Below are 20,541 nucleotides of genomic sequence, written 5' to 3' on the forward strand. Positions count from 1 at the left end.
TTGGTGCTGATAATAAACTAAGAGCTAATAAACAGTAGCTGAAATTATTTTTTTATGCATATCAAATCCCTTTAATAAATAAATGCTAAAGAATCTCTTTTTCTTTAGTGGGAAGAAAAGTAAAAAAAGTCAGATATTTTGTCAATTAAAATCTAAATTTTATTAGTTTAATTAATTTAATATTCAATTAATTTATATTATTTTTTTCTAATTCATTTATTAGAAAGAATAATGACTGGGTCATAAAAAAAAGCGGTAAAAAATGATAGTAATATTTTAGGTAATTAAAAACCCCGTGTATATAACGGGGTTAAATGTATTTATGATGTGAAATTATTCGACTTTTAATATTCGGCAGGTATTGGTACTACCAATCTGACACATTTGATCGCCCTGGGTGACTAAGACTAAATCAGCTGGCTCAATATAATTTTTTTCCAGCAGGCATTGAATGGCATATTTAACAGCATTAATCGTATTAGTCTCTTTATTACAATAAATCGGGGTTACGCCACGGTATAGAGCACACTGATTTAATGTCTTTTCATGATATGAGATAGAAAATATTGGTAAACCTGAACTGATCCGAGACATCATACAAGCGGTACGGCCTGATTCTGTCATGGCAATAATCGCTTTTACTCCTTTTAAGTGATTGGCGGCATACATAGCTGACATCGAAATCGCTTCTTCAACGCTGTCAAATATATCATCGAGGTGATGTTTGGCAATATTTATGCCAGCCATCTTTTCTGCTCCAAGGCAAACCTGAGCCATGGCTTCAACGGTTTCAGCAGGATATTGGCCTGCTGCTGTCTCGGCTGATAACATAACGGCGTCAGTGCCATCCAGCACAGCATTAGCAACGTCCATTACTTCAGCTCGGGTAGGCATCGGATTAGTGATCATCGATTCCATCATTTGGGTGGCAGTGATGGCAATACGGTTTAGTTGGCGTGCCCGGCGTATTAGTTTTTTTTGTACGCCGACCAGCTCAGGGTCGCCAATCTCAACACCTAGATCACCTCGAGCAACCATGACCACATCTGAGGCTAAAATAATTTCGTCAATAACTTTGTCATTGGCAACCGCTTCAGCTCGCTCTACCTTAGCGACAATTTGACAATTACAACCCGCTTCACGCGCCAGGCGTCGGGCATAATTTAGATCTTCTGCTGAGCGGGGGAAAGAAACTGCTAAAAAATCGACACCGATCTGAGCCGCGAGCAAGATATCGGCTTTGTCTTTATCTGTTAGTGCTTCTGCGGATAGACCACCACCAAGCTTATTGATCCCTTTGTTGTTTGATAGTTGTCCGCCAACAGTTACTTCAGTAAGAATTTGCTGATCTTTTACCGTAAGTACTTTTAATTGAACTCGTCCATCATCGAGTAACAGAATATCACCTGATGCCACATCATTGGGTAAACCTTGATAGTCAATGCCGACTTTTTCTTGATTACCTTCACCTTTGGCTAAATTGGCATCTAAGATAAACTTATCGCCAATATGAAGGAAAATTTTTCCTTCTTTAAATGTTGAAACGCGAATTTTAGGTCCTTGTAGATCACCAAGAATAGCGACATGTTGTGCTAATGATTTCGCAAGTTCACGTACTTTTGTTGCCCGTTGTAAGTGATCTTCTGCTGAGCCATGAGAAAAGTTTAGACGAACAACGTTTGCGCCGGCTTTAATCACTTTTTCCAGGTTATTATCACGATCAGTCGCGGGACCGAGAGTAGTAACAATTTTCGTTCTTCTAAGTCGTCTCGACATTTATGACTCCGTTACTTATTAAAATTGGTGTTGGTTGATAGGTTATTACATAGAAATGAAATTAATTCCTTTATTAAAGTGTGCTGTTGTATCATTTAAATGCCTTAGCTAGAGAGAATATTTTTTGCAGTAAAACGAACGGATCTATAGTTTGCTGATATTGATCTGTTTGCTAAAGGTAAATAGCACTAGAGTTTATCAGGATATACATCATGTAATATATCTTTTACGCGCTTTAAGTTATCTCTAAAATTTTGCCCTCGACGTAAAATAAAGCCAGTTGCTAGCACATCTATTAATGTCAACTGTGCTAGTGGTGATACCATCGGCATGTAAATATTGGTATATTCAGGTACAGTAATCGCGATAGATAAGGAAGCGATTTGTGCCAGAGAGGAATTAGCGGTAGTAATAGTAATGATTATAGCATCATTGGCTTTAGCAACTTTAGCTTGTTCAACCAAGTTTTGCGTGCGCCCAGTAGGCAAAATGCAAATCACAACGTTACCATAGCGATAGTTAATACAATATATGTGTTGCATCATGACATCAACGAAATAGAGCACTGGGATATAAAAACGAAAAAATTTACTCATAGCTCCATGGGTAACTGCTGCTGAGGCAGCTAAACCAAAGAAAGCGATCTTGTTTGCTTGGGTTAATAGATCGATAGCACGATTAATGTTTGTGGTATTTAGGTTATCTTTTACAATACCTAATTGCGGGATGGCGGAATCAAAAACTTTTTGCGTATGGCAACTGACAGTATTATCTTGATCAACCAAACGATTAACATAGGATGCTCCATTGACGAGGTTTTGCGCTAATCGTAATTGAAAATCAGGAAAACCCTTGGTATCTATTCTACAGCAAAAACGATTTACAGGGGGTTCGCTCACATTAGCCAATTTAGCTAGGCTTGCAATACAAAGGTGAATCGCTTTTTGCAGGCTATCAAGGATTGAATTGGCAACTTTTTTTTCTGATTTACTGAAATACTCAAAGTTATTATTTATTTGTTCTAATGTGTTCATACTGAAAAGCTACCCGTTTTACTAATATTGCCAAAGGGGGAATCTTGTTACTTAAGTCAAAATATACTACGCGCTGTTTGGTCAGTAATGAAAAAAAGGAAGTTATTAACTGAATTTTTATTAAAAATATGACGGGTGTCTAATTTACTTTGCATTTTAGTTTAATAAATATGAAGAATTAAAATTTATATATAACTAATCAAATTTGTTGCGAATTATTTTTTGAGCAAAATAAAATATCGTGGCTTTGTTTACCTGGTCGAGTCAAAAAGGTACATTTATTTTCTCGATTGAAGCTATCATAGCACTATAGAATTGGTCTTTAAGGAGAATCCCATATCATGGCAATTAATAAAGCTGTTCAGGCATGTAATTTAATTATTTTCGGCGCAAAAGGAGATTTGGCTCGCCGCAAATTATTGCCTTCCCTTTATCAATTGGAAAAAACGGGCTATATCCATCCTGATACGCGTATTATAGGGATTGGTCGGGCTGAATGGGATGCTGCCGCCTATATAAAAGAAACTAAAGATGCGTTAGAGACTTTCCTAAATGAGAAAATCGAGCCCAGTTTATGGCAAAAATTAAGTAAGCGCCTTGATTTTTTCAATTTAGATGTTCAGGATCTGAACAAATTTAATTCACTAGCAAAATATCTTGAGGGTGATAGTAAACCCGCTATATATTATTTTGCTATGCCACCAACGACTTTTGGTGCGGTTTGCCATGGCTTAGGCCATGCTGGCCTCAATAAAAAGCCCAACCGGGTTGTTATGGAAAAACCATTAGGCAGTGATCTTGCCTCTTCTCAAGATATAAATAATGAGGTTGCTAAGTATTTTAAAGAGAGCCAGATTTATCGTATTGATCACTATTTAGGTAAAGAAACAGTACTCAATTTATTAGCTTTACGTTTCGCCAACTCTTTATTTATTAATAATTGGGATTATCGAACGATTGATCATGTACAGATCACAGTTGCTGAAGAGGTTGGTATCGAAGGACGCTGGGGTTACTTTGATCAAGCTGGGCAGATGCGTGATATGATCCAAAATCATTAATTACAGATCTTGACTATGATTGCCATGTCACCGCCTGCGGATTTAACTGCAGATCTCATACGAGATGAGAAAGTTAAAGTATTGCGCTCATTACGTCGGATTGATTATCGTAATATACGTGAAAAAACTGTCCGAGGTCAATATACATCAGGCTCTATTCAAGGCAAAAAAGTGGCTGGCTATCTTGCGGAAGAAGGGGCAAATAAATCCAGTAAAACGGAAACTTTTGTAGCAATTCGAGTTGACATTGATGATTGGCGTTGGGCTGGCGTGCCATTTTATTTAAGAACTGGCAAACGATTAGCGGCAAAATGTTCTGAAGTGGTGGTTTATTTTAAAAAACCGGCGTTAAATATTTTTTCTGATTCTTATCAGGATCTACCACAAAATAAATTAACTATTCGATTACAACCTGATGAAGGAATTGATATTGAAATTTTAAACAAAGCTCCGGGCCTTGAGCATAAACATCATTTACAGACGACAAAATTAGATCTGAGTTTTTCTGAAACATTTAATCAAATCCATTTGGCTGATGCATATGAACGTTTATTACTAGAAGCTATGCGTGGCATTCAAGCTCTGTTTGTCCGTCGGGATGAAGTAGAAGAAGCTTGGAAATGGGTGGATTCTATTATGGACGCTTGGGCAAAGGATGATCAGCCACCTAAACTTTATCAGGCGGGTACATGGGGAGCTGACGAATCTGATGTGATGATCGCCAAAGATGGTCGTTCATGGAATGAGTTCGAATAGTTTTTGTCTACGTAATAGGGTAATGTGTTCAGGTTTATTACCCTTATTTTGGTAGCTTTTTGCATTTTAGCTGGAATTTATTATAATTATTTGAGTAAATACAATGGCTATGATATAAATAGCTTTGTATTTATTCTATCAATAGTGAGGATTCATAGTATATCATACGGATTGGCCGTGTGATGCATGAATAAAATATCATGTCTAGCGCCAAAAGCGTCAAAAATCAACGTAGTAGCTATCATCTTTTCTTATCAAAAATATCTATTATTTCTAGTGAACATCACTGGTGTGGTGCATTGTAGCGTCTCCTGTTGCTAATCGGTTTTACCGTAAATGGGCTTTTAATTTAAATCATCACTTAGTTATTACCAAGTTAGGTATTTATCTATTGCTTTGATGATTGCCAATAACAGGAGAATATAATGATTTATTGGATATTTTTAGCATCAGCGATTGTCACAGAGGTCATTGGTACTTTATCAATGAAGTATTCTAGCGTCAGCGGTGATATAACTGGCTTATTGGTAATGTATTTTATGATTGCTTCATCTTATATATTATTGGCAATGGCAGTAAAAAAAGTTGCTCTTGGAGTAGCTTATGCTCTCTGGGAAGGTATTGGGGTAATTTTTATAACAGCATTTAGTGTTTTGTTATTTAATGAATCATTACCACCAATGAAACTTATTGGATTAGCGTTACTTATTGTGGGTATAGCGCTAATAAAATCGGGTACTAAAAAAACTAGCACACTACATTCGATAAAACAGGGAAAAAAAATTACGCCAAAAAGGCCATTAAATAAAATGACTAAAGTTGTTAAGGAGGCATAATATGTTAGCGGAATATCAATGGTGGCATGGTGCCTTTCTATTTCTGGCCGTTATTTTAGAAATAGTGGCTAATATTTTTTTAAAGTTATCAAATGGATTTAAGCGACTGTGGATAGGTTTATTATCTTTAATTGCCGTTTTAGGTGCTTTTAGTGCATTAGCTGTAGCGGTGAAAGGTATTGAGCTTTCGATTGCTTATGCACTTTGGGGGGCTTTTGGTGTTGTAGCCACGGTTGCCGCCGGTTGGATTTTGTTTAATCAACGGCTAAATTATAAAGGTTGGGGCGGTATTATTTTATTGATTACCGGGATGGTCGTTATCAAACTGGCATAATTGTATTTCAGCTGCTAGGACATAACACTGATTAGTAATGGCTAATAGAATAAAGGATTTATTTTTACCGCGCTCGATGTATCGACCCTTTTTTAACCATAAATAACCCCATCCATGAGGGGTTATTTGTATTAATTCATGCCATATAGCTAACACTCAGTGTTGGCGTATAGTTACGAGAGGATAACAGCAGGCCGATTATTTATGCAGATTTAATAGACTATTTTCTGTTCTGTCAGATATTAATTGCATCGTTAAAATTTGAATTGTTTAGCGATATAATAATTTTTAATTATTTATTCCCAATTTTTTAAGCTAAATATTTTTCTATGTTTCAGCAGATGTCAAATTTAAATGTTGTTTATTCTACCTATTTAGTAACAAACCTTTTTTTAATATGATAATAGCTAGTGACAGTAATTACTATTATTTCAATATGATATATGACTTATATTTAGCATTATATCTAATTCCAAATGCTTAACTGTAGGATTATATTTCAATATTTATAAAAAATAATAATGGGATTTTATTATAATATTTAGCTTCATTTTAAAATTTTTTATAAATGAGGCTGATATTTTTCTTTATTTATATTCCAAAAATATAAGCAATAATATGTTTTATAACTTTTTATTTATAATATAATTAATATGTGATTTAAATAATGAAATTGAATATCATAAACGATTTAAATTACTCTGTAACTTACATATAAAATTAATAATGAATGAATAATAGGATATTAAAGATGGAAAAAATATATACGCAAGTAAAAGAATATAGCAATAATAATTTTAAACACTATAATGTAGGTATGGCAGTTTATGATAATGCCTTAAATATTTGGCAAGGATTTAACGTAAAAATACAGAGAGATGGCAGTGATAAACCTGGACATGATTTCCTCGCCCAGCCCAAAAAAGATAACGGTCCAATCAAAATTAAACTGTTTAGTATTGAGGACGGAGAATCTGCATCTTTCGATTTTGCTATTAGTACACAATATAATCCTAATGGTAATAACTTAATTACTGGCAGCTATACCTCTGCAAAAAATAAAAACACCGGTAAAGTTGAAATTATTGATTTCAAATACGATACTGATAGTGGACTTAAACTTGATTTAGCTCCACTGTTTGAAGGTAGCGATGAAGATCCTACCTGGGATTTTTTAATGACAATAACAGCGTGTTAAAACAGATAATTTTTTTTTAATGAAATAAGTATATTCAATGTTATAACAATATAAAAAACCAATTGGCATAATAATTAGTCCTGGCCATAAAGTATAATGCTATTATAATGGCCAGGATTTATTTTATGTAGCTTGTCAATTTTACTAATTATATCAGCAGATGGTTTAAATTAATTTAATGCAATAAATTAATTATGCCATCAACCAGCTAATTATCACGCTAATAACAATCACCTAGTAATAAATTGAGTAATAGTAACTGTTTAATTAGGAAAAATAATATTAATGATCAGGATTTAAATAATTAGTCTATAATGTAATTAAATGGAAAAATTTTCTTCTATAAATTAAATAAAAATCCATAATAGAATTTTTATTATAGATTAATATTTTATAGCTGTGTGTTTTATAGGGATTTCTTTTGAAACTTTAAAGGCAATATATTAGTAAATAATAATTTTGAAAAAATTATTATTTAATATATTTAACTAATTTAATGTTTAAATAGGAAAAACCTATGAAATTAAAAAAATTTATTATAATGTTCTTGATATTAACTGTATCTTCAAATCTATTGGCTCATGGATATATAAAATCCCCTGCAAGCCGGGCATATAAATGCGTAAAGAAAAAAAACGAAATAAAAGCATTAAATGAAAATTGTGGTGATATAAAATATGAACCGCAAAGTGTAGAACAACGCACCGGATTTCCTGACAACGAGGATTTCCCTAAGGATGGTAAATTAGCTAGTGGGGGTATTGCAAGATTTAGTAAATTAGACGAAGCGGGTAAAGATAGATGGCATAAAACTGAAATGCAAGTAGGAAACAATGATTTTTTATGGCATCTTACCGCTCGACATAGTACAGCAAACTGGCGTTATTATATCACTAAAAATGGTTGGAATAGTAGCGTACCTTTAGAACGTTTGTCATTTGATTTAGAACCTTTCTGCTCCCAATACGATTATGGAGCAATACCAAAATCAGACGTTACTATGACTTGCAAAGTACCTGAAGATCGTACCGGTTATCATGTAATTTATGGCGTTTGGCAGATTGCTGATACCAGCAATAGTTTTTATCAAGTGGCAGATGTGGTTTTTTCTGATAATGATAACAAACAACCTACCGAACCGGTTATCACAGAATCAACAGCGACAGGAACTAATCAACCTGGTGAGCCCGTTGTTACCGAACCGACAGTAACGGCCACTAGCCAGCCGACGAAACCGGTTGTTAGCCAACCAACTGAAACAGCAACAACTCAGCCGACAGTGACAGGAACTAATCAACCTGGCGAGCCCGTTGTTACCGAACCGACAGTAACGGCCACTAGCCAGCCGACGAAACCGGTTGTTAGCCAACCAACTGAAACAGCAACAACTCAGCCGACAGTGACAGGAACTAATCAACCTGGCGAGCCCGTTGTTACCGAACCGACAGTAACGGCCACTAACCAGCCGACGAAACCGGTTGTTAGCCAACCAACTGAAACAGCAACGACTCAGCCAACAGCGACAGGAACTAATCAACCTGGCGAGCCCGTTGTTACCGAACTGATAGTAACGGCCACTAACCAGCCGACGAAACCGGTTGTTAGCCAACCAACTGAAACAGCAACGACTCAGCCAACAGCGACAGGAACTAATCAACCTGACGAGCCCGTTGTTACTGAACCGACAGTAACTATGAAGAAGATAGCCGTCAGTATAGTGTGATGAGCTATTGGCCAGAAAATAATACTGGCGGTTATTTTCATGGTTCTTATGCATCAGCACCGCTTATAGATGATATTGCGGCTGTTCAAGCGCTTTATGGCGCGAATATGCTCACACGAACTGGCGATGATGTTTATGGCTTTAATTCCAACACTAATAAAGATTGGTATACAATTAGTGACCCACGTATCGGTTGTATATTCTCAGTATGGGATGCAGGAGGGAATGATACATTAGATTTTTCTGGTTACTCTCAAACTCAACTGATTAATTTAAATTCGGGTTCATTTTCAAATGTCGGAGGATGGATAAAGAATGTCTCGATCGCAAAAAATACGGTTATTGAAAACGTGATTGGCGGTTATGGGCAAGATACTATATTTGGTAATAATGTCAGTAATGTAATTAAAGGTGGTGCTGGCGGAGATATTATTTATGGTTGCTTAGGGCAAGACATACTTTGGGGTAGAGATGCAACATTTAGGCAGACAAATTTGTTTTCTTATGACAGTTATTATACCAATGACGCAGAAAATAGTGAGCAGCAAGCAGATTTTAAATATGTAGATCATTCTTCACCGTTGAGAACTGGCCCAGTAGAAAGAAATATTTTTGTTTATCTGTCGTTTGAAGATTCAAAATCGAGTGCCCCGGATAGGATCATGGATTTTCAAACAGGAGAAGATAAAATTGATCTATCTTGTTTAAATAAAATCTTATACGCTAACCATAGCGGGCGGCATGTTCTTAATTTTGTTAATGATTTTGACAGAAAGCCAGGCGAAATGAAGATTATCTACGATCCAGTAAGTCACTGGAGTAGACTTTTAATTAATACAAATAATGATGATATATCTGATTTTGCTATTGATATTTATGGTTATGTTAATAAATTCACTGATTTTATCTTAAATCAATAAAAGCCTATTTCTGAATAGATCAAAAGTAGGTTATTGACAACTCACTCACTCTGTTTTTTATCAACATAGCTAAGATAGAATTATTTCTATATTGAGCAAGCTGTTCATTTATTTTTACCAAGCTATTAGAGCCGGTTTGCAGGCTCTAATAAATGCCTTTAAGATTATTAATTCGCCAGTGCGGCAAAAATTTTGATCTCTATTTTATATTTGGGATTCATTAAAATTGCTTGTACTGTACAGCGAACAGGGGCTTTACCAGCGACAACCCAGCTATCCCAGACTTGGTTCATGCCCGCTAGATCCGCTTTATCAGCGAGAAAGATAGTCGCATCAAGGATACGGCTTTTATTTGAACCGACGCGAGCTAAAATATTATCAATAGCATGCAAAGCGCTGGTTGTTTGTTGATGAATATCACCTTCAAGATTTTCAGGAACGCTGGTGTAATAGAGGGTATTGTTAAATATGGTAGCTTCTGACCAGCGATTTTCTGGATCAAGATATTGAATAGACATTGTTATTCCTAATTTTTTAAATATAAAGTCATGGCTATATTGTCTACTAAAATCTATTTTTTGTCATGGTAATAGGTTATTTAATATAATAATGCTAAGTGAGCTTTTATTACCTAGGCTAGTGTAACCATCAGCAAAATATTTTCGCTAATTAAAATAATGAGACTAAAGTGTTAGACGATTTTTCTATTAATGGCCCATTGGTTAGTGCCATCCCTGGATTTCGGCCACGTGATGCGCAAATTGAAATGGCTCGCGCCATAACGACGGCAATTCAATCTCAACAGACGCTTGTGGTTGAAGCAGGGACCGGAACGGGTAAAACTTATGCTTATTTAGTGCCGGCCTTACGTTCTAACAAAAAAGTTGTGATCTCAACCGGCTCAAAAACTTTGCAGGATCAACTCTATTATCGTGATTTACCGATTATTAAAGCGGCTTTAGCCTATTCAGGTCATGTCGCTTTATTAAAAGGGCGGGCTAATTATTTGTGTTTGGAGCGGCTTGAGCAGCAATCATTAGCTGGAGAGCAACTAGCCGCTGAAATGATTGCTGATATTGTTCGCTTACGTAGTTGGGCAATAGAAACTGAAGATGGTGATATCAGTAATTGTCATCAGGTAGCTGAAGATAGCGCTGTTTGGCCATTAGTTACCAGTACTAATGATAATTGTATCGGCAGTCATTGCCCACATTATCAGCGTTGTTTTGTACTTAAAGCGCGCAAAAAAGCGCTAGAAGCCGATGTAGTGGTTATCAATCACCATCTATTTATGGCTGATAAGGTGGTAAAAGATACTGGATTTGGCGAGTTACTTCCGTCAGCGGAGGTAGTTATTTTTGATGAGGCGCATCAGATCCCCGATATTGCCAGTCAATACTTTGGCCTACAGCTTAGTAGCCGTCAATTATTTGAACTTGCACGTGATATTACCCTCGTTTATCGGACAGAAATTCGTGATCAGATACAATTACAAAAGTGTGCCGATAGCATTAGCCAGGCTACTTTAGATTTTCGATTAGCATTAGGTGAAAATGGATTTAGAGGGGATTTGCAGCAATTACTTAATCAACCGTCGGTTAGCAGTGTGTTGCAGCGTCTTGAGGATGCATTGGAATTTAGCTATGAGGTGATGAAATTGTCGCTGGGGCGTTCTATCGCGTTAGATGCTATTTTTGATCGAACAACGACTTATCGTAATCGTTTAAATCGGTTAAAAGAGACAACAATACCTGGATTTAGCTATTGGTTTGAAAGTTTTGGCCGCCATTTTTTATTAGCATTAACACCATTAACGGTGGCGGATAAATTTCATGACATGATAACCACTGAAAAAGGCAGTTGGATTTTTACTTCAGCTACCTTAGCAATCAGTGATAAATTAAGTTATTTTAGCCAGCGTCTAGGATTGGAGAAAGCCAATAATTTAATCTTACCAAGTCCATTTGACTATCAGCGCCAAACATTACTTTGTGTGCCCCGTTATTTGCCAGATATTAATCAAGCTGACTTTACTCAACAATTAGTTGTCATGCTAAAGCCAGTTATCGATCATAATCAGGGGCGTTGTTTCTTTTTATGTACTTCACTTCATATGATGCGTGAATTAACAGCAATGTTTCGCGATTGTTTGAATTTACCTGTTTTGATGCAGGGAGAAACCAGTAAAGCGCGATTGTTGTCACAATTTACAGCAGCAGGTAATGCATTATTAATAGCCACCAGCAGTTTTTGGGAAGGTGTTGATGTTAAAGGCGATGTTCTTTCTTGTGTCATTATCGATAGATTACCCTTTACGTCGCCTGATGAACCATTATTGCGAGCGCGTATGCAAGATTGTCAGCTCCAAGGCGGCAATGCATTTTATGATGTCCAATTACCTGATGCGGTACTTAATTTAAAGCAAGGGGTTGGCCGGCTTGTGCGTGATGTTAATGATTCAGGGGTTATTATTATTTGTGATAAACGATTAGTATCGCGACCTTATGGTGAAATTTTTTTAAATAGTTTACCGCCTTCGCCTAGAACACGCAGTTTGCAAGCAGCGATTGACTTTTTAGCAAAAACGTCTTTAAGTGATTAATTAATTAATTAATTAATTAATTAAATAAATAATGGCGATAACATATAAGTTTTTTCTTATTGATACCTTCCTATTCAACAAAATATGTTAGTATTAGCAATTATTTAGTCATAAAAATAGCCAGGATCTAAAATATGGCAACCCATATATTAGCGATTGATACCGCCACTGAAGCGTGTTCTGTCGCCCTATGGCGCGATGGAGAAATTTTTACTCAATTTGCCGTTTCACCGCGGGAGCACACCCAAAAAATATTACCGATGGTAGAGCAGTGTCTTATTGATGCGCATCTGGATTTACCACATATCGATGTTTTAGCTTTTGGACGTGGGCCAGGCAGTTTTACTGGCGTTCGTATTGCTGTCAGTATTGCTCAGGGATTGGCATTTGGGGCTAATTTACCGATGATAGGTATCTCTTCGCTGTTAACTATGGCGCAAGGCGCTTATCGTCAATTAGGTGCAAAAAAAGTACTGGTAGCGATAGATGCCAGAATGGGCGAAATTTATTCTGCTTGTTATGAACTTAAACCAGATGGGTTTTGGCAAGGTGCAGAAAGTGAGGCAGTACTCAAGCCAGAGCAGTTTTTAGCCAAAATAAATGGCTTAAGTGGACAATGGGCTATTGCCGGGACAGGTTGGTCAGCCTATCCTATATTAAGAACGACAAATTTAAATTTATTGGAAAGTGGTATTTCTTTACCTGATGCGCAAGATATGTTGCTGTTAGCTCTACCAGAGTGGCAACAAGGTAAAACAGTTGACGCTGAAGAAGCCCAGCCGGTTTATTTACGTAATGAGGTTAGTTGGAAAAAATTACCCGGCCGTTGATACTTGTTTAAAATTATTATGCCGTTTTAAGGGGTGGTTTATGAAAATAAAGTTAAACTACCAGGCTGCCATAAAGGTTGCTCTGTTGGCTGGTGTTGTTTTATTAGCTGGCTGTGTTTCAATTCCCGCGTCAATTAAGGGAACGACACAAACACCGGTTGAAAGTTTATCAGCAGTGCGTGAGGCCCCTGAGCTTTATATTGGTCAAGAAGGGCGCTTTGGCGGTAAGGTGATCTCTGTTTTAAACAACAATAACCAAACTCGGCTTGAAATAGCAGTGATGCCATTAAGTAAATATGACGCTGCGCCAAGGTTAAATACACCATCGGTAGGACGTATCTATGCTTATATTGGCCGTTTTTTGGAGCCATCAGATTTTAGCGGTCACTATATTACTGTCGTTGGGACAATTACTGGCATTGAAGAGGGCAAAATTGATTTAGTTTCCTACCAGTATGTCAAGATTGCTGTATCAGGTTATCAACGTTGGAATCAAATGCAATCAGTTGTATTACCACCTTCAGGTTGGGGATATGGATCGCCATGGTATCCAAACTATCCTAATTCGCCTTATTATTGGAATTGGGGCCCTTGGGGTTATCCTGTTGGTGAGGCTGAAATACGAACTTATTTAACCGAATAATTATTAGTTTTATCAATCAGTCAGGGTAAATATTTTGCCATATTTACCCTGATTGGTTTTTAGTCTGAGCAGATTTTGCGCTGCTAAAAGGTGCGGTTATGCGCTAATATGATAAAAAGCATTGTTTTTTCGAAAAAAAGTCGAATGATATATAATTAATCTTATATATAATTATTACGCTAATTTTTATAACTAACTGAAAATTAATCAAAATCTAGAAGTTGATAAATTAGCTTAGTTTAAACTTATTCGAGATTTGAAATTAAATAGTGATACATATCCCAGCATTAGCACAGAACGGTTCTCAAACTAGTATGCTGAGTTAGTATTTTGTTAACAAATTAATTTTTGTCGGTTACTTCACTTAGTTTCAAATCAGGAGTGTTACAGTGGAAAAAATCTGGCTAAAAAATTATCCATCTGATGTACCGGCAGAAATAGGACCGGTATCTGAAACATCATTAGCAGACTTACTAGAAAATGCGGTTACAGCATATGCGGATCGCCCAGCTTTCATTAATATGGGTGAAATAATGACCTATCGTAAGCTGGAAGAGCGTAGTCGAGCGTTTGCGGCCTATTTACAAAATGGCTTAGGTCTGCAAAAAGGCGCTCGTATTGCGCTGATGCTACCTAATTTATTACAGTATCCGGTTGCACTTTTTGGTATTTTACGTGCAGGTATGGTTGTCGTTAATGTTAATCCGCTTTATACCCCAAGAGAATTAGAACATCAACTTAGTGATAGTGAGGCTATTGCGATTGTTATCGTATCAAATTTTGCCCATACATTAGAAAAAGTCGTTTTTAATACCCAAGTTAAACATGTCATCCTGACCCGTTTAGGCGATCAACTGTCTCGGCCAAAGGGGACGATTGTTGATTTTGTTGTTAAATATATAAAACGTTTGGTACCTAAATATTATTTGCCACAAGCGATCTCTTTTCGCCGTGTTATGCAATTAGGCTATCGTATGCAATATGTGAAACCTGATATTTCTGGCGAAGATTTGGCTTTTCTCCAGTATACCGGCGGAACCACTGGCTCAGCAAAAGGCGCAATGCTTAGCCATTATAATATGTTGGCAAATGTTGAGCAGGGCAGAGCTACTTATTTGCCTGCCATGCAGTTAGGTAAAGAAATTATTGTGACGGCGTTGCCGCTGTATCATATTTTTGCTTTGACAGTAAATTGTTTGTTATTTGTTAAAATTGGCGGTACTAATTTGCTGATCACTAATCCGCGGGATGTTGCCGCAACGGTTAAAGAACTTGCGCGTTATTCTTTTACTGGCATTACAGGTGTTAATACATTATTTAATGCCTGGTTGCATAATGAAGAATTTAGAAAACTTGATTTTTCCCATTTGAATGTTTCTATTGGCGGTGGTATGCCGGTACAAAAAACAGTAGCGGAAGAGTGGCAACAACTGACGGGCAAGTGTTTACTGGAGGGCTATGGTTTAACTGAGTGTTCGCCATTAGTGACGGTTAACCCATACAATTTAAGTAAATATAATGGTAGCATTGGGTTGCCTATGCCTTCAACTGAAGTCAAGTTTATTGATAATAGTGGTAATGAAGTTCCAATTGGCCAGCCCGGTGAGATGTTGGTACGTGGTCCTCAAGTCATGAAGGGTTATTGGCGCTCTCCGGCTATGACCGACGAAGTGATGAAAGATGGTTGGTTAGCGACCGGTGATATTGCCAAGATCGATGAAAAAGGCTTTATTAAAATTGTTGATCGCAAAAAAGATATGATTTTAGTTTCTGGTTTTAATGTATACCCGAGTGAAATTGAAGAAGTTATCTCTAATCATCCCAAAGTCATTGAAAATGCAGCAATTGGTGTGGTAGATGAGAATACTGGTGAAGCGGTCAAAGTCTTTGTGGTATCGACTGATCCTGCTTTGACTGCTGAAGAATTAAAAATCTATTGCCGTCAATATTTGACCGCCTATAAAGTGCCTAAGTTTTTTGAGTTTCGCTCTGAGTTACCTAAATCGAATGTAGGTAAAATTTTACGACGGCAATTAAGAGAAGAAGAGCAGAAAAAATATCAGACAGCGACAGAAAATCATCAAGTAACACAAACATTAGATAGTAAATTTTGATAAACAGCATCGCTAAAATGGCGGCCAAGAGTGATGTTGTTAAAAATAAATCACAAAGAGAAAGACGTTTTGAATTATCAGTTGATTACCACAGATGCTCAACTTAAGAAAGTTTGTCAAGCAGCAGCGAAGGCTAACAAAATAGCTTTAGATACAGAATTTGTACGCGTAAAAACTTATTATCCACAGTTTGGTCTTATTCAGCTATATGACGGCGAGCAACTGTCATTAATTGATCCTATTGCCATTACTAATATGGAGCCGTTTAGAAATTTATTAACAGATGGCAAAGTGACTAAAATCTTGCATGCTGGTAGTGAAGATATAGAAGTATTTTTACATCATTTGGCTTGTGTTCCACAGCCGATGTTAGATACCCAGATTATGGCAGCATTTCTTGGTCATCCCATTTCTAGCGGGTTTGCAAGCTTAGTGAATGAATATTTAACGATTACGTTAGATAAGAGTGAATCACGAACAGACTGGCTTATTCGGCCGTTGAGTGATAAACAGTGTCAATATGCGGCCGCTGATGTGTTTTTTTTATTACCTTTAGCCGAAAAACTACTGTCGTTGATTAATCAATTAGGCTATTTACCGGCGGTAACCGATGAATGCCAGCGGATTTTGTTACGTCGACAAGAGATATTATCACCCGCAGATGCATATAAAAGTATTAAAAATAGTTGGCAATTGCGGGCTCAACAGCTTGCCTGTCTTAAACAATTAGCAGCCTGGCGTCTTAATCAGGCTCGACGGCGTGATTTAGCGGTCAATTTTATTGTTAGAGAAGAACATCTATGGAAAATAGCGCGTTATTTGCCTAATTCATTGACACAACTGCATACTCTTGGTTTAACTGGGCAGGAGATCCGCTGCCATGGTCAGGATGTGTTGCAAATTGTCGCAAACTGTTGTGATATTGAGGAAAATGCCTGTCCACAGCCGCTTTATCATCTTATCAATCATCCTCAATATCGAGAGGCATTTAAGGCGGTTAAAACTTTAACTAAACAAATTGGTGAACAAGCAGAGTTGAATTCAGAGTTATTAGCTTCTCGACGTCAGATTAATCAACTGCTAGCGTTCCATTGGGGGTTGAAAAAATCAGACTATAAGCCCGATTTGTTGGCTGGCTGGCGTGGGCAATTATTAAGTGTTCCCTTAAAGCGATTATTGGAATTATATTGTTAGCTGATTTATTTTTAAAATGTATTTGTTGTTATCTTTTTATTAATTGAACTAATTCATTGATTTGTAATAAATCTTTGAATTAGTTTGTCTGAGGTATAGTGTAATTAATTTAAAGCTGTATCTTGAGACATGAGATTAAAAATATCTTTTCTTTCTGAGTTTCTCTTTCTATTAATTTAAATAAGTTATTTTTTATAACAATATAAATAATTTTATTTTATTATAACCAGGTTATTACGAGGCTGGAATGAAAACAACACTGATATTTATAATGGCGATAACAATAATTTTTAATAGTTATGCCGATGATCTCCATCTTATAAAAGATAGGTTACCAACGGAAAATAAAAAATTAAAAACCAATAATAAATATAAAGATGATGGTACATATATCATTATTGATGAAAATAATATAAAAAATTCTACTGCTAGTATCACTAAATATAAAAGCTATAGTAAATTAAATAGGTTACTATCCGACTCTACTAATAAAAATAAACCAGTTATTAATATTAATCCTGTTGATAATAAAGGAGTATCCCATATTTTTTTTAACAAAATGGATATAGGCAAAAAAGGGATTTATTTTAATAATAATATTGAGAACAGTGCTAAATTAATTATTGCTGAAATTGATAGCAATGAAAAAACCAGGCTGTTGGGAGAATTAGCTATTCTAGGAACAAAAGCAGCTATTCTGATTGCTAACCAGCAGGGAATTAGTTGCATAAGCTGTTCATTTTCTGGCACTGATCGGGTAACTTTGCTGGCTGGCAAAATTAATCTTGGGTTATATGAAAAAATTGATAATATTAAATTAAATCAATCAATGAATAAGTCGATTAGTTTTTCCGGAAATATTAATTTTAATAATATTAAAGATATCGAGGTATTGGCTTATAATAATATTATTAATGCTAACACGCAAATTAAAGCAGATAGAATAACTTATCGAACAGGTAATATGCCGTTTTTTATAGAGTATAATAATATTAATGATAAAAATGCTCATATAAATTTATCTTATTTTAAACCTTGGTTAGTTGATGATTTTGGTTATTCAAAATTTCAAATAAAACAAGGTAGTCAATTAAGCGCTAATGAAATGAATGTTTATGTAACAGGTGGTTCATTTAGAAATGCTGCGGAGATAAATATTAATTCATTATTTTATTTTAATGTTTATAAAGTAAGAGATATTAGGGAGGTCATTAATCGAATAACAAAAAATTATCAATTTAATAATCAAATAAAAAGTGAGTACCAGATCTTAAAGCAAGCCAGGAAAAATTATCTCATTGTTAATAGGGGAAAAATAATCACAGGCGATTTTGTAAATGGAAATGCTTTTACTAGTGAAATGATAAGCAAAGGAAATGGAACTGTTAAAATTAAGCAATAAAAATATTTATTTTTAAGTCATTATGGCACAAGCCCATCATTATTGATGGGCACTTGGTGTTAAAAATTAGCTATTTTATTTTTTTTCGTCCGTTTCAGGTAAAGTTACATTTAACTCTAAAACCGAGATATCATCATTTTTTTGTTCAAATTGTACTGTGAGCATTTCTGGATCAATTTGGACGTATTTACAAATGACCTTTAAAATATCACGTTTCATTGCGGGTAGGTAAGCCGGCCCACAGTCATTACGTCGGCGTTCGGCAACAATAATTTGTAGCCTTTCCTTGGCAATATTGGCCGTTGATTTTTTTTTCGACAGGAAAAAATCTAATAAGGCCATATTTTATCCTCCAAACAAGCGCTTTAAGAAGCCTTTTTTTTCTTCTTCAATAAAACGAATAGGGCGGTTTTTACCTAAAATTCGATCAACGCAGTCACTGTATGCTTTGCCTGCATCATATTTGGCATCGAGAATAACAGGCTCTCCTTGGTTAGAGGAACGTAAAACGGATTGATCTTCAGGGATCACACCAATCAGTGGGATACACAGAATTTCAAGTACGTCTTCCATACTCAGCATATCACCATGAGTGACACGACCTGGATTATAACGGGTAAGCAAAAGTTTCTCCTTGACGGGTTCTTCGCCACGTTCTGCACGGCGTGATTTAGAAGCGATAATACCGAGTATGCGATCTGAATCACGTACAGAAGAGACTTCAGGGTTGGTGGTAATAATTGCTTCATCGGCGAAATAAAGTGCCATCAATGCACCACTTTCGATACCTGCGGGTGAATCGCAGATAATGAATTGGAAATCTAATTTTTTTAGTCCATTTAGCACTTTTTCAACGCCTTCACGTGTTAATGCATCTTTATCACGCGTTTGTGAAGCAGGAAGTATATGAAGATTTTCAGTCCTTTTATCTTTAATAAGTGCTTGGTTGAGTGTGGCATCACCTTGGATCACATTCACAAAATCATACACTACGCGGCGTTCGCATCCCATAATTAAATCGAGGTTACGTAGACCAATATCAAAATCGATCACAACGGTTTTTTTTCCTCTTTGGGCCAGGCCGGTAGCGATGGCTGCGCTGGAAGTAGTTTTGCCAACGCCACCTTTACCTGAGGTTACAACAATAATGCGTGCCATGAAGTCATTCCTGTAATAAGGTCTAAATGATATTATTAATCGTCAATTCATTATTTACCAAACAAAGTCTAGCTGCTTTCCCGATAAAATCTGCAGGAATTTGTTCACTTAACCAAAATTGTCCAGCAATAGAAACTAATTCCGCTTGTAAGTGTGTACAGTAAATTTGACAATCATTATCGCCAGATGCGCCAGCAAGTACTCTACCACGCATCATGCCATAAATATGTATATTGCCATCAGCAATCAATTCAGCACCAGCACTAACATTAGCGTTAACAATTAAATCACAATTAGCGGCATATATGCGTTGTCCTGAACGAACATGGGTGGTAATAGACCAGCAACATTGAAGACAACAGGGGCATTTCTCAAAAAATCAGGCGCTTGGTCAATTTTTTCCTGAATTGCTTTTTTAATAGCTTCAGGATCTTCATTATGAATATGAAGAACGGTGAGAGTGAAGCTACTGCCTTTTAGTTCGATTGGTGATTGTGTCATCTGCATTCGACTCAGCATGTTGAACTGACCCATAGTGGAATTTTGGACGATGATATAAGGAAATACAATATTATGTTATAGTTACTTAATTAGTCAGGCAAGTCAAAAGTGTTAATAAAAAAGAGCTAAATTGAATGTTTTGTGTCATTTATTGTAGTGCAAAGAAGGAACAAACTTATCTTTTTGTAGAAAAAAAAGACAATTTTTCCCGCGTTCCCAAACCATTATTACAGCAATTTGGTACTCCCCGATTTGTCATGACTCTCAGTTTGACAGATCGAAAAAAATTAGCCAATGCTGATATTGATAGGGTTAAACGGGAGCTTATCGAGGTTGGTTATTATCTTCAGTTTCCGCCTCCGGTTGAAAATATAATGGAAGATTATCGCTATCTGATTGACAAATTGGAAAATCAACTACTGGCAGAGCAAAAATAAGATAATACTGAATTAAAAATTT

16 protein-coding genes and 3 pseudogenes are annotated in these 20,541 nt (G+C 36.2%); 13 read left to right on the forward strand and 6 right to left on the reverse strand.

Translation table 11 applies throughout. The annotated features are described in order from the left end of the window. Positions 1-333: 333 nt before the first annotated feature. Both pyk and hexR read right to left on the reverse strand, forming a co-directional pair. On the reverse strand, positions 334-1,776 hold the full coding sequence (pyk, locus tag WH390_RS05845; protein ID WP_032115894.1) for a pyruvate kinase: 1,443 nt from the start codon (positions 1,774-1,776) through the stop codon (positions 334-336). A gap of 188 nt (positions 1,777-1,964) precedes the next feature. Next, positions 1,965-2,810, reverse strand: a complete 846-nt coding sequence (gene hexR, locus WH390_RS05850) for a transcriptional regulator HexR (RefSeq protein ID WP_032115893.1) — start codon at positions 2,808-2,810, stop codon at positions 1,965-1,967. Between the two features lie 341 nt (positions 2,811-3,151). Between hexR and zwf the strand changes: the two are divergent. The 6 genes and pseudogenes from zwf to WH390_RS05880 all read left to right on the forward strand — a co-directional run. Beyond that, positions 3,152-4,627 (forward strand): annotated as a pseudogene (zwf, locus tag WH390_RS05855) (glucose-6-phosphate dehydrogenase). Between the two features lie 425 nt (positions 4,628-5,052). After that, positions 5,053-5,463, forward strand: a complete 411-nt coding sequence (gene mdtJ / locus WH390_RS05860) for a multidrug/spermidine efflux SMR transporter subunit MdtJ (protein WP_052044919.1) — start codon at positions 5,053-5,055, stop codon at positions 5,461-5,463. 1 nt (position 5,464) lies between these two features. Then, positions 5,465-5,797 (forward strand): multidrug/spermidine efflux SMR transporter subunit MdtI, encoded by a 333-nt coding sequence (gene mdtI / locus WH390_RS05865; RefSeq protein ID WP_032115892.1) that lies wholly within the window; start codon positions 5,465-5,467, stop codon positions 5,795-5,797. Positions 5,798-6,548: 751 nt separating this feature from the next. After that, on the forward strand, positions 6,549-6,995 hold the full coding sequence (locus tag WH390_RS05870) for a hypothetical protein (RefSeq protein WP_032115891.1): 447 nt from the start codon (positions 6,549-6,551) through the stop codon (positions 6,993-6,995). A 541-nt stretch (positions 6,996-7,536) separates the two neighbouring features. Further along, complete coding sequence (locus WH390_RS05875) at positions 7,537-8,718, forward strand: lytic polysaccharide monooxygenase (RefSeq protein ID WP_406850723.1); 1,182 nt, start codon at positions 7,537-7,539, stop codon at positions 8,716-8,718. Continuing rightward, positions 8,682-9,638 (forward strand): annotated as a pseudogene (locus WH390_RS05880) (M10 family metallopeptidase C-terminal domain-containing protein); the annotation flags it as partial. The gene WH390_RS05875 and the pseudogene WH390_RS05880, both read left to right, overlap by 37 nt. Before the next feature lie 167 nt (positions 9,639-9,805). Here WH390_RS05880 and WH390_RS05885 read toward each other — a convergent pair. Then, the gene (locus tag WH390_RS05885; protein WP_032115890.1) at positions 9,806-10,156 is read right to left on the reverse strand and encodes a RidA family protein; all 351 of its coding nucleotides are present in this window, start codon (positions 10,154-10,156) and stop codon (positions 9,806-9,808) included. Between the two features lie 170 nt (positions 10,157-10,326). On the opposite strand from WH390_RS05885, the gene WH390_RS05890 reads away from it, so the two are divergent. The 6 genes from WH390_RS05890 to WH390_RS05915 all read left to right on the forward strand — a co-directional run bounded on the left by WH390_RS05890 (position 10,327) and on the right by WH390_RS05915 (position 18,423). Next, complete coding sequence (locus WH390_RS05890; RefSeq protein ID WP_032115889.1) at positions 10,327-12,240, forward strand: ATP-dependent DNA helicase; 1,914 nt, start codon at positions 10,327-10,329, stop codon at positions 12,238-12,240. A 134-nt stretch (positions 12,241-12,374) separates the two neighbouring features. Next, the gene (tsaB, locus tag WH390_RS05895; protein ID WP_032115888.1) at positions 12,375-13,070 is read left to right on the forward strand and encodes a tRNA (adenosine(37)-N6)-threonylcarbamoyltransferase complex dimerization subunit type 1 TsaB; all 696 of its coding nucleotides are present in this window, start codon (positions 12,375-12,377) and stop codon (positions 13,068-13,070) included. Between the two features lie 40 nt (positions 13,071-13,110). Next, complete coding sequence (locus tag WH390_RS05900; RefSeq protein ID WP_032115887.1) at positions 13,111-13,713, forward strand: Slp family lipoprotein; 603 nt, start codon at positions 13,111-13,113, stop codon at positions 13,711-13,713. A 389-nt stretch (positions 13,714-14,102) separates the two neighbouring features. Beyond that, positions 14,103-15,827, forward strand: coding sequence for a long-chain-fatty-acid--CoA ligase FadD (fadD, locus tag WH390_RS05905; RefSeq protein ID WP_052044916.1), 1,725 nt, complete (start codon positions 14,103-14,105; stop codon positions 15,825-15,827). Between the two features lie 69 nt (positions 15,828-15,896). Then, positions 15,897-17,021, forward strand: coding sequence for a ribonuclease D (gene rnd / locus WH390_RS05910; protein WP_032115993.1), 1,125 nt, complete (start codon positions 15,897-15,899; stop codon positions 17,019-17,021). Between the two features lie 247 nt (positions 17,022-17,268). After that, the gene (locus WH390_RS05915; protein ID WP_052044915.1) at positions 17,269-18,423 is read left to right on the forward strand and encodes a filamentous hemagglutinin N-terminal domain-containing protein; all 1,155 of its coding nucleotides are present in this window, start codon (positions 17,269-17,271) and stop codon (positions 18,421-18,423) included. A 75-nt stretch (positions 18,424-18,498) separates the two neighbouring features. Here WH390_RS05915 and minE read toward each other — a convergent pair whose 3' ends face one another. The 3 genes and pseudogenes from minE to minC all read right to left on the reverse strand — a co-directional run bounded on the left by minE (position 18,499) and on the right by minC (position 20,082). After that, on the reverse strand, positions 18,499-18,765 hold the full coding sequence (gene minE / locus WH390_RS05920) for a cell division topological specificity factor MinE (protein WP_032115886.1): 267 nt from the start codon (positions 18,763-18,765) through the stop codon (positions 18,499-18,501). A 3-nt stretch (positions 18,766-18,768) separates the two neighbouring features. Next, positions 18,769-19,581, reverse strand: a complete 813-nt coding sequence (minD, locus tag WH390_RS05925) for a septum site-determining protein MinD (protein ID WP_032115885.1) — start codon at positions 19,579-19,581, stop codon at positions 18,769-18,771. A 22-nt stretch (positions 19,582-19,603) separates the two neighbouring features. Continuing rightward, a pseudogene (gene minC / locus WH390_RS05930) lies at positions 19,604-20,082 on the reverse strand (septum site-determining protein MinC). Positions 20,083-20,216: 134 nt separating this feature from the next. Here minC and WH390_RS05935 point away from each other — a divergent pair. Then, positions 20,217-20,519, forward strand: coding sequence for a YcgL domain-containing protein (locus WH390_RS05935; RefSeq protein WP_032115884.1), 303 nt, complete (start codon positions 20,217-20,219; stop codon positions 20,517-20,519). Positions 20,520-20,541 lie beyond the last annotated feature (22 nt).

The organism is Candidatus Arsenophonus nilaparvatae, from assembly GCF_045346035.1.
GTDB classification, from domain to species: domain Bacteria; phylum Pseudomonadota; class Gammaproteobacteria; order Enterobacterales; family Enterobacteriaceae; genus Arsenophonus; species Arsenophonus nilaparvatae.

Bases quoted from the DNA above. Each gene is read 5' to 3' on its own strand.
- WH390_RS05885 (WP_032115890.1), bottom strand. From the start codon at position 10,156: ATGTCTATTCAATATCTTGATCCAGAAAATCGCTGGTCAGAAGCTACC.
- mdtI (WP_032115892.1), top strand. From the start codon at position 5,465: ATGTTAGCGGAATATCAATGGTGGCATGGTGCCTTTCTATTTCTGGCC.
- WH390_RS05900 (WP_032115887.1), top strand. From the start codon at position 13,111: ATGAAAATAAAGTTAAACTACCAGGCTGCCATAAAGGTTGCTCTGTTG.
- mdtJ (WP_052044919.1), top strand. From the start codon at position 5,053: ATGATTTATTGGATATTTTTAGCATCAGCGATTGTCACAGAGGTCATT.
- WH390_RS05870 (WP_032115891.1), top strand. From the start codon at position 6,549: ATGGAAAAAATATATACGCAAGTAAAAGAATATAGCAATAATAATTTT.
- pyk (WP_032115894.1), bottom strand. From the start codon at position 1,776: ATGTCGAGACGACTTAGAAGAACGAAAATTGTTACTACTCTCGGTCCC.
- tsaB (WP_032115888.1), top strand. From the start codon at position 12,375: ATGGCAACCCATATATTAGCGATTGATACCGCCACTGAAGCGTGTTCT.
- minE (WP_032115886.1), bottom strand. From the start codon at position 18,765: ATGGCCTTATTAGATTTTTTCCTGTCGAAAAAAAAATCAACGGCCAAT.
- WH390_RS05935 (WP_032115884.1), top strand. From the start codon at position 20,217: ATGTTTTGTGTCATTTATTGTAGTGCAAAGAAGGAACAAACTTATCTT.
- hexR (WP_032115893.1), bottom strand. From the start codon at position 2,810: ATGAACACATTAGAACAAATAAATAATAACTTTGAGTATTTCAGTAAA.
- WH390_RS05915 (WP_052044915.1), top strand. From the start codon at position 17,269: ATGAAAACAACACTGATATTTATAATGGCGATAACAATAATTTTTAAT.
- WH390_RS05875 (WP_406850723.1), top strand. From the start codon at position 7,537: ATGTTCTTGATATTAACTGTATCTTCAAATCTATTGGCTCATGGATAT.
- minD (WP_032115885.1), bottom strand. From the start codon at position 19,581: ATGGCACGCATTATTGTTGTAACCTCAGGTAAAGGTGGCGTTGGCAAA.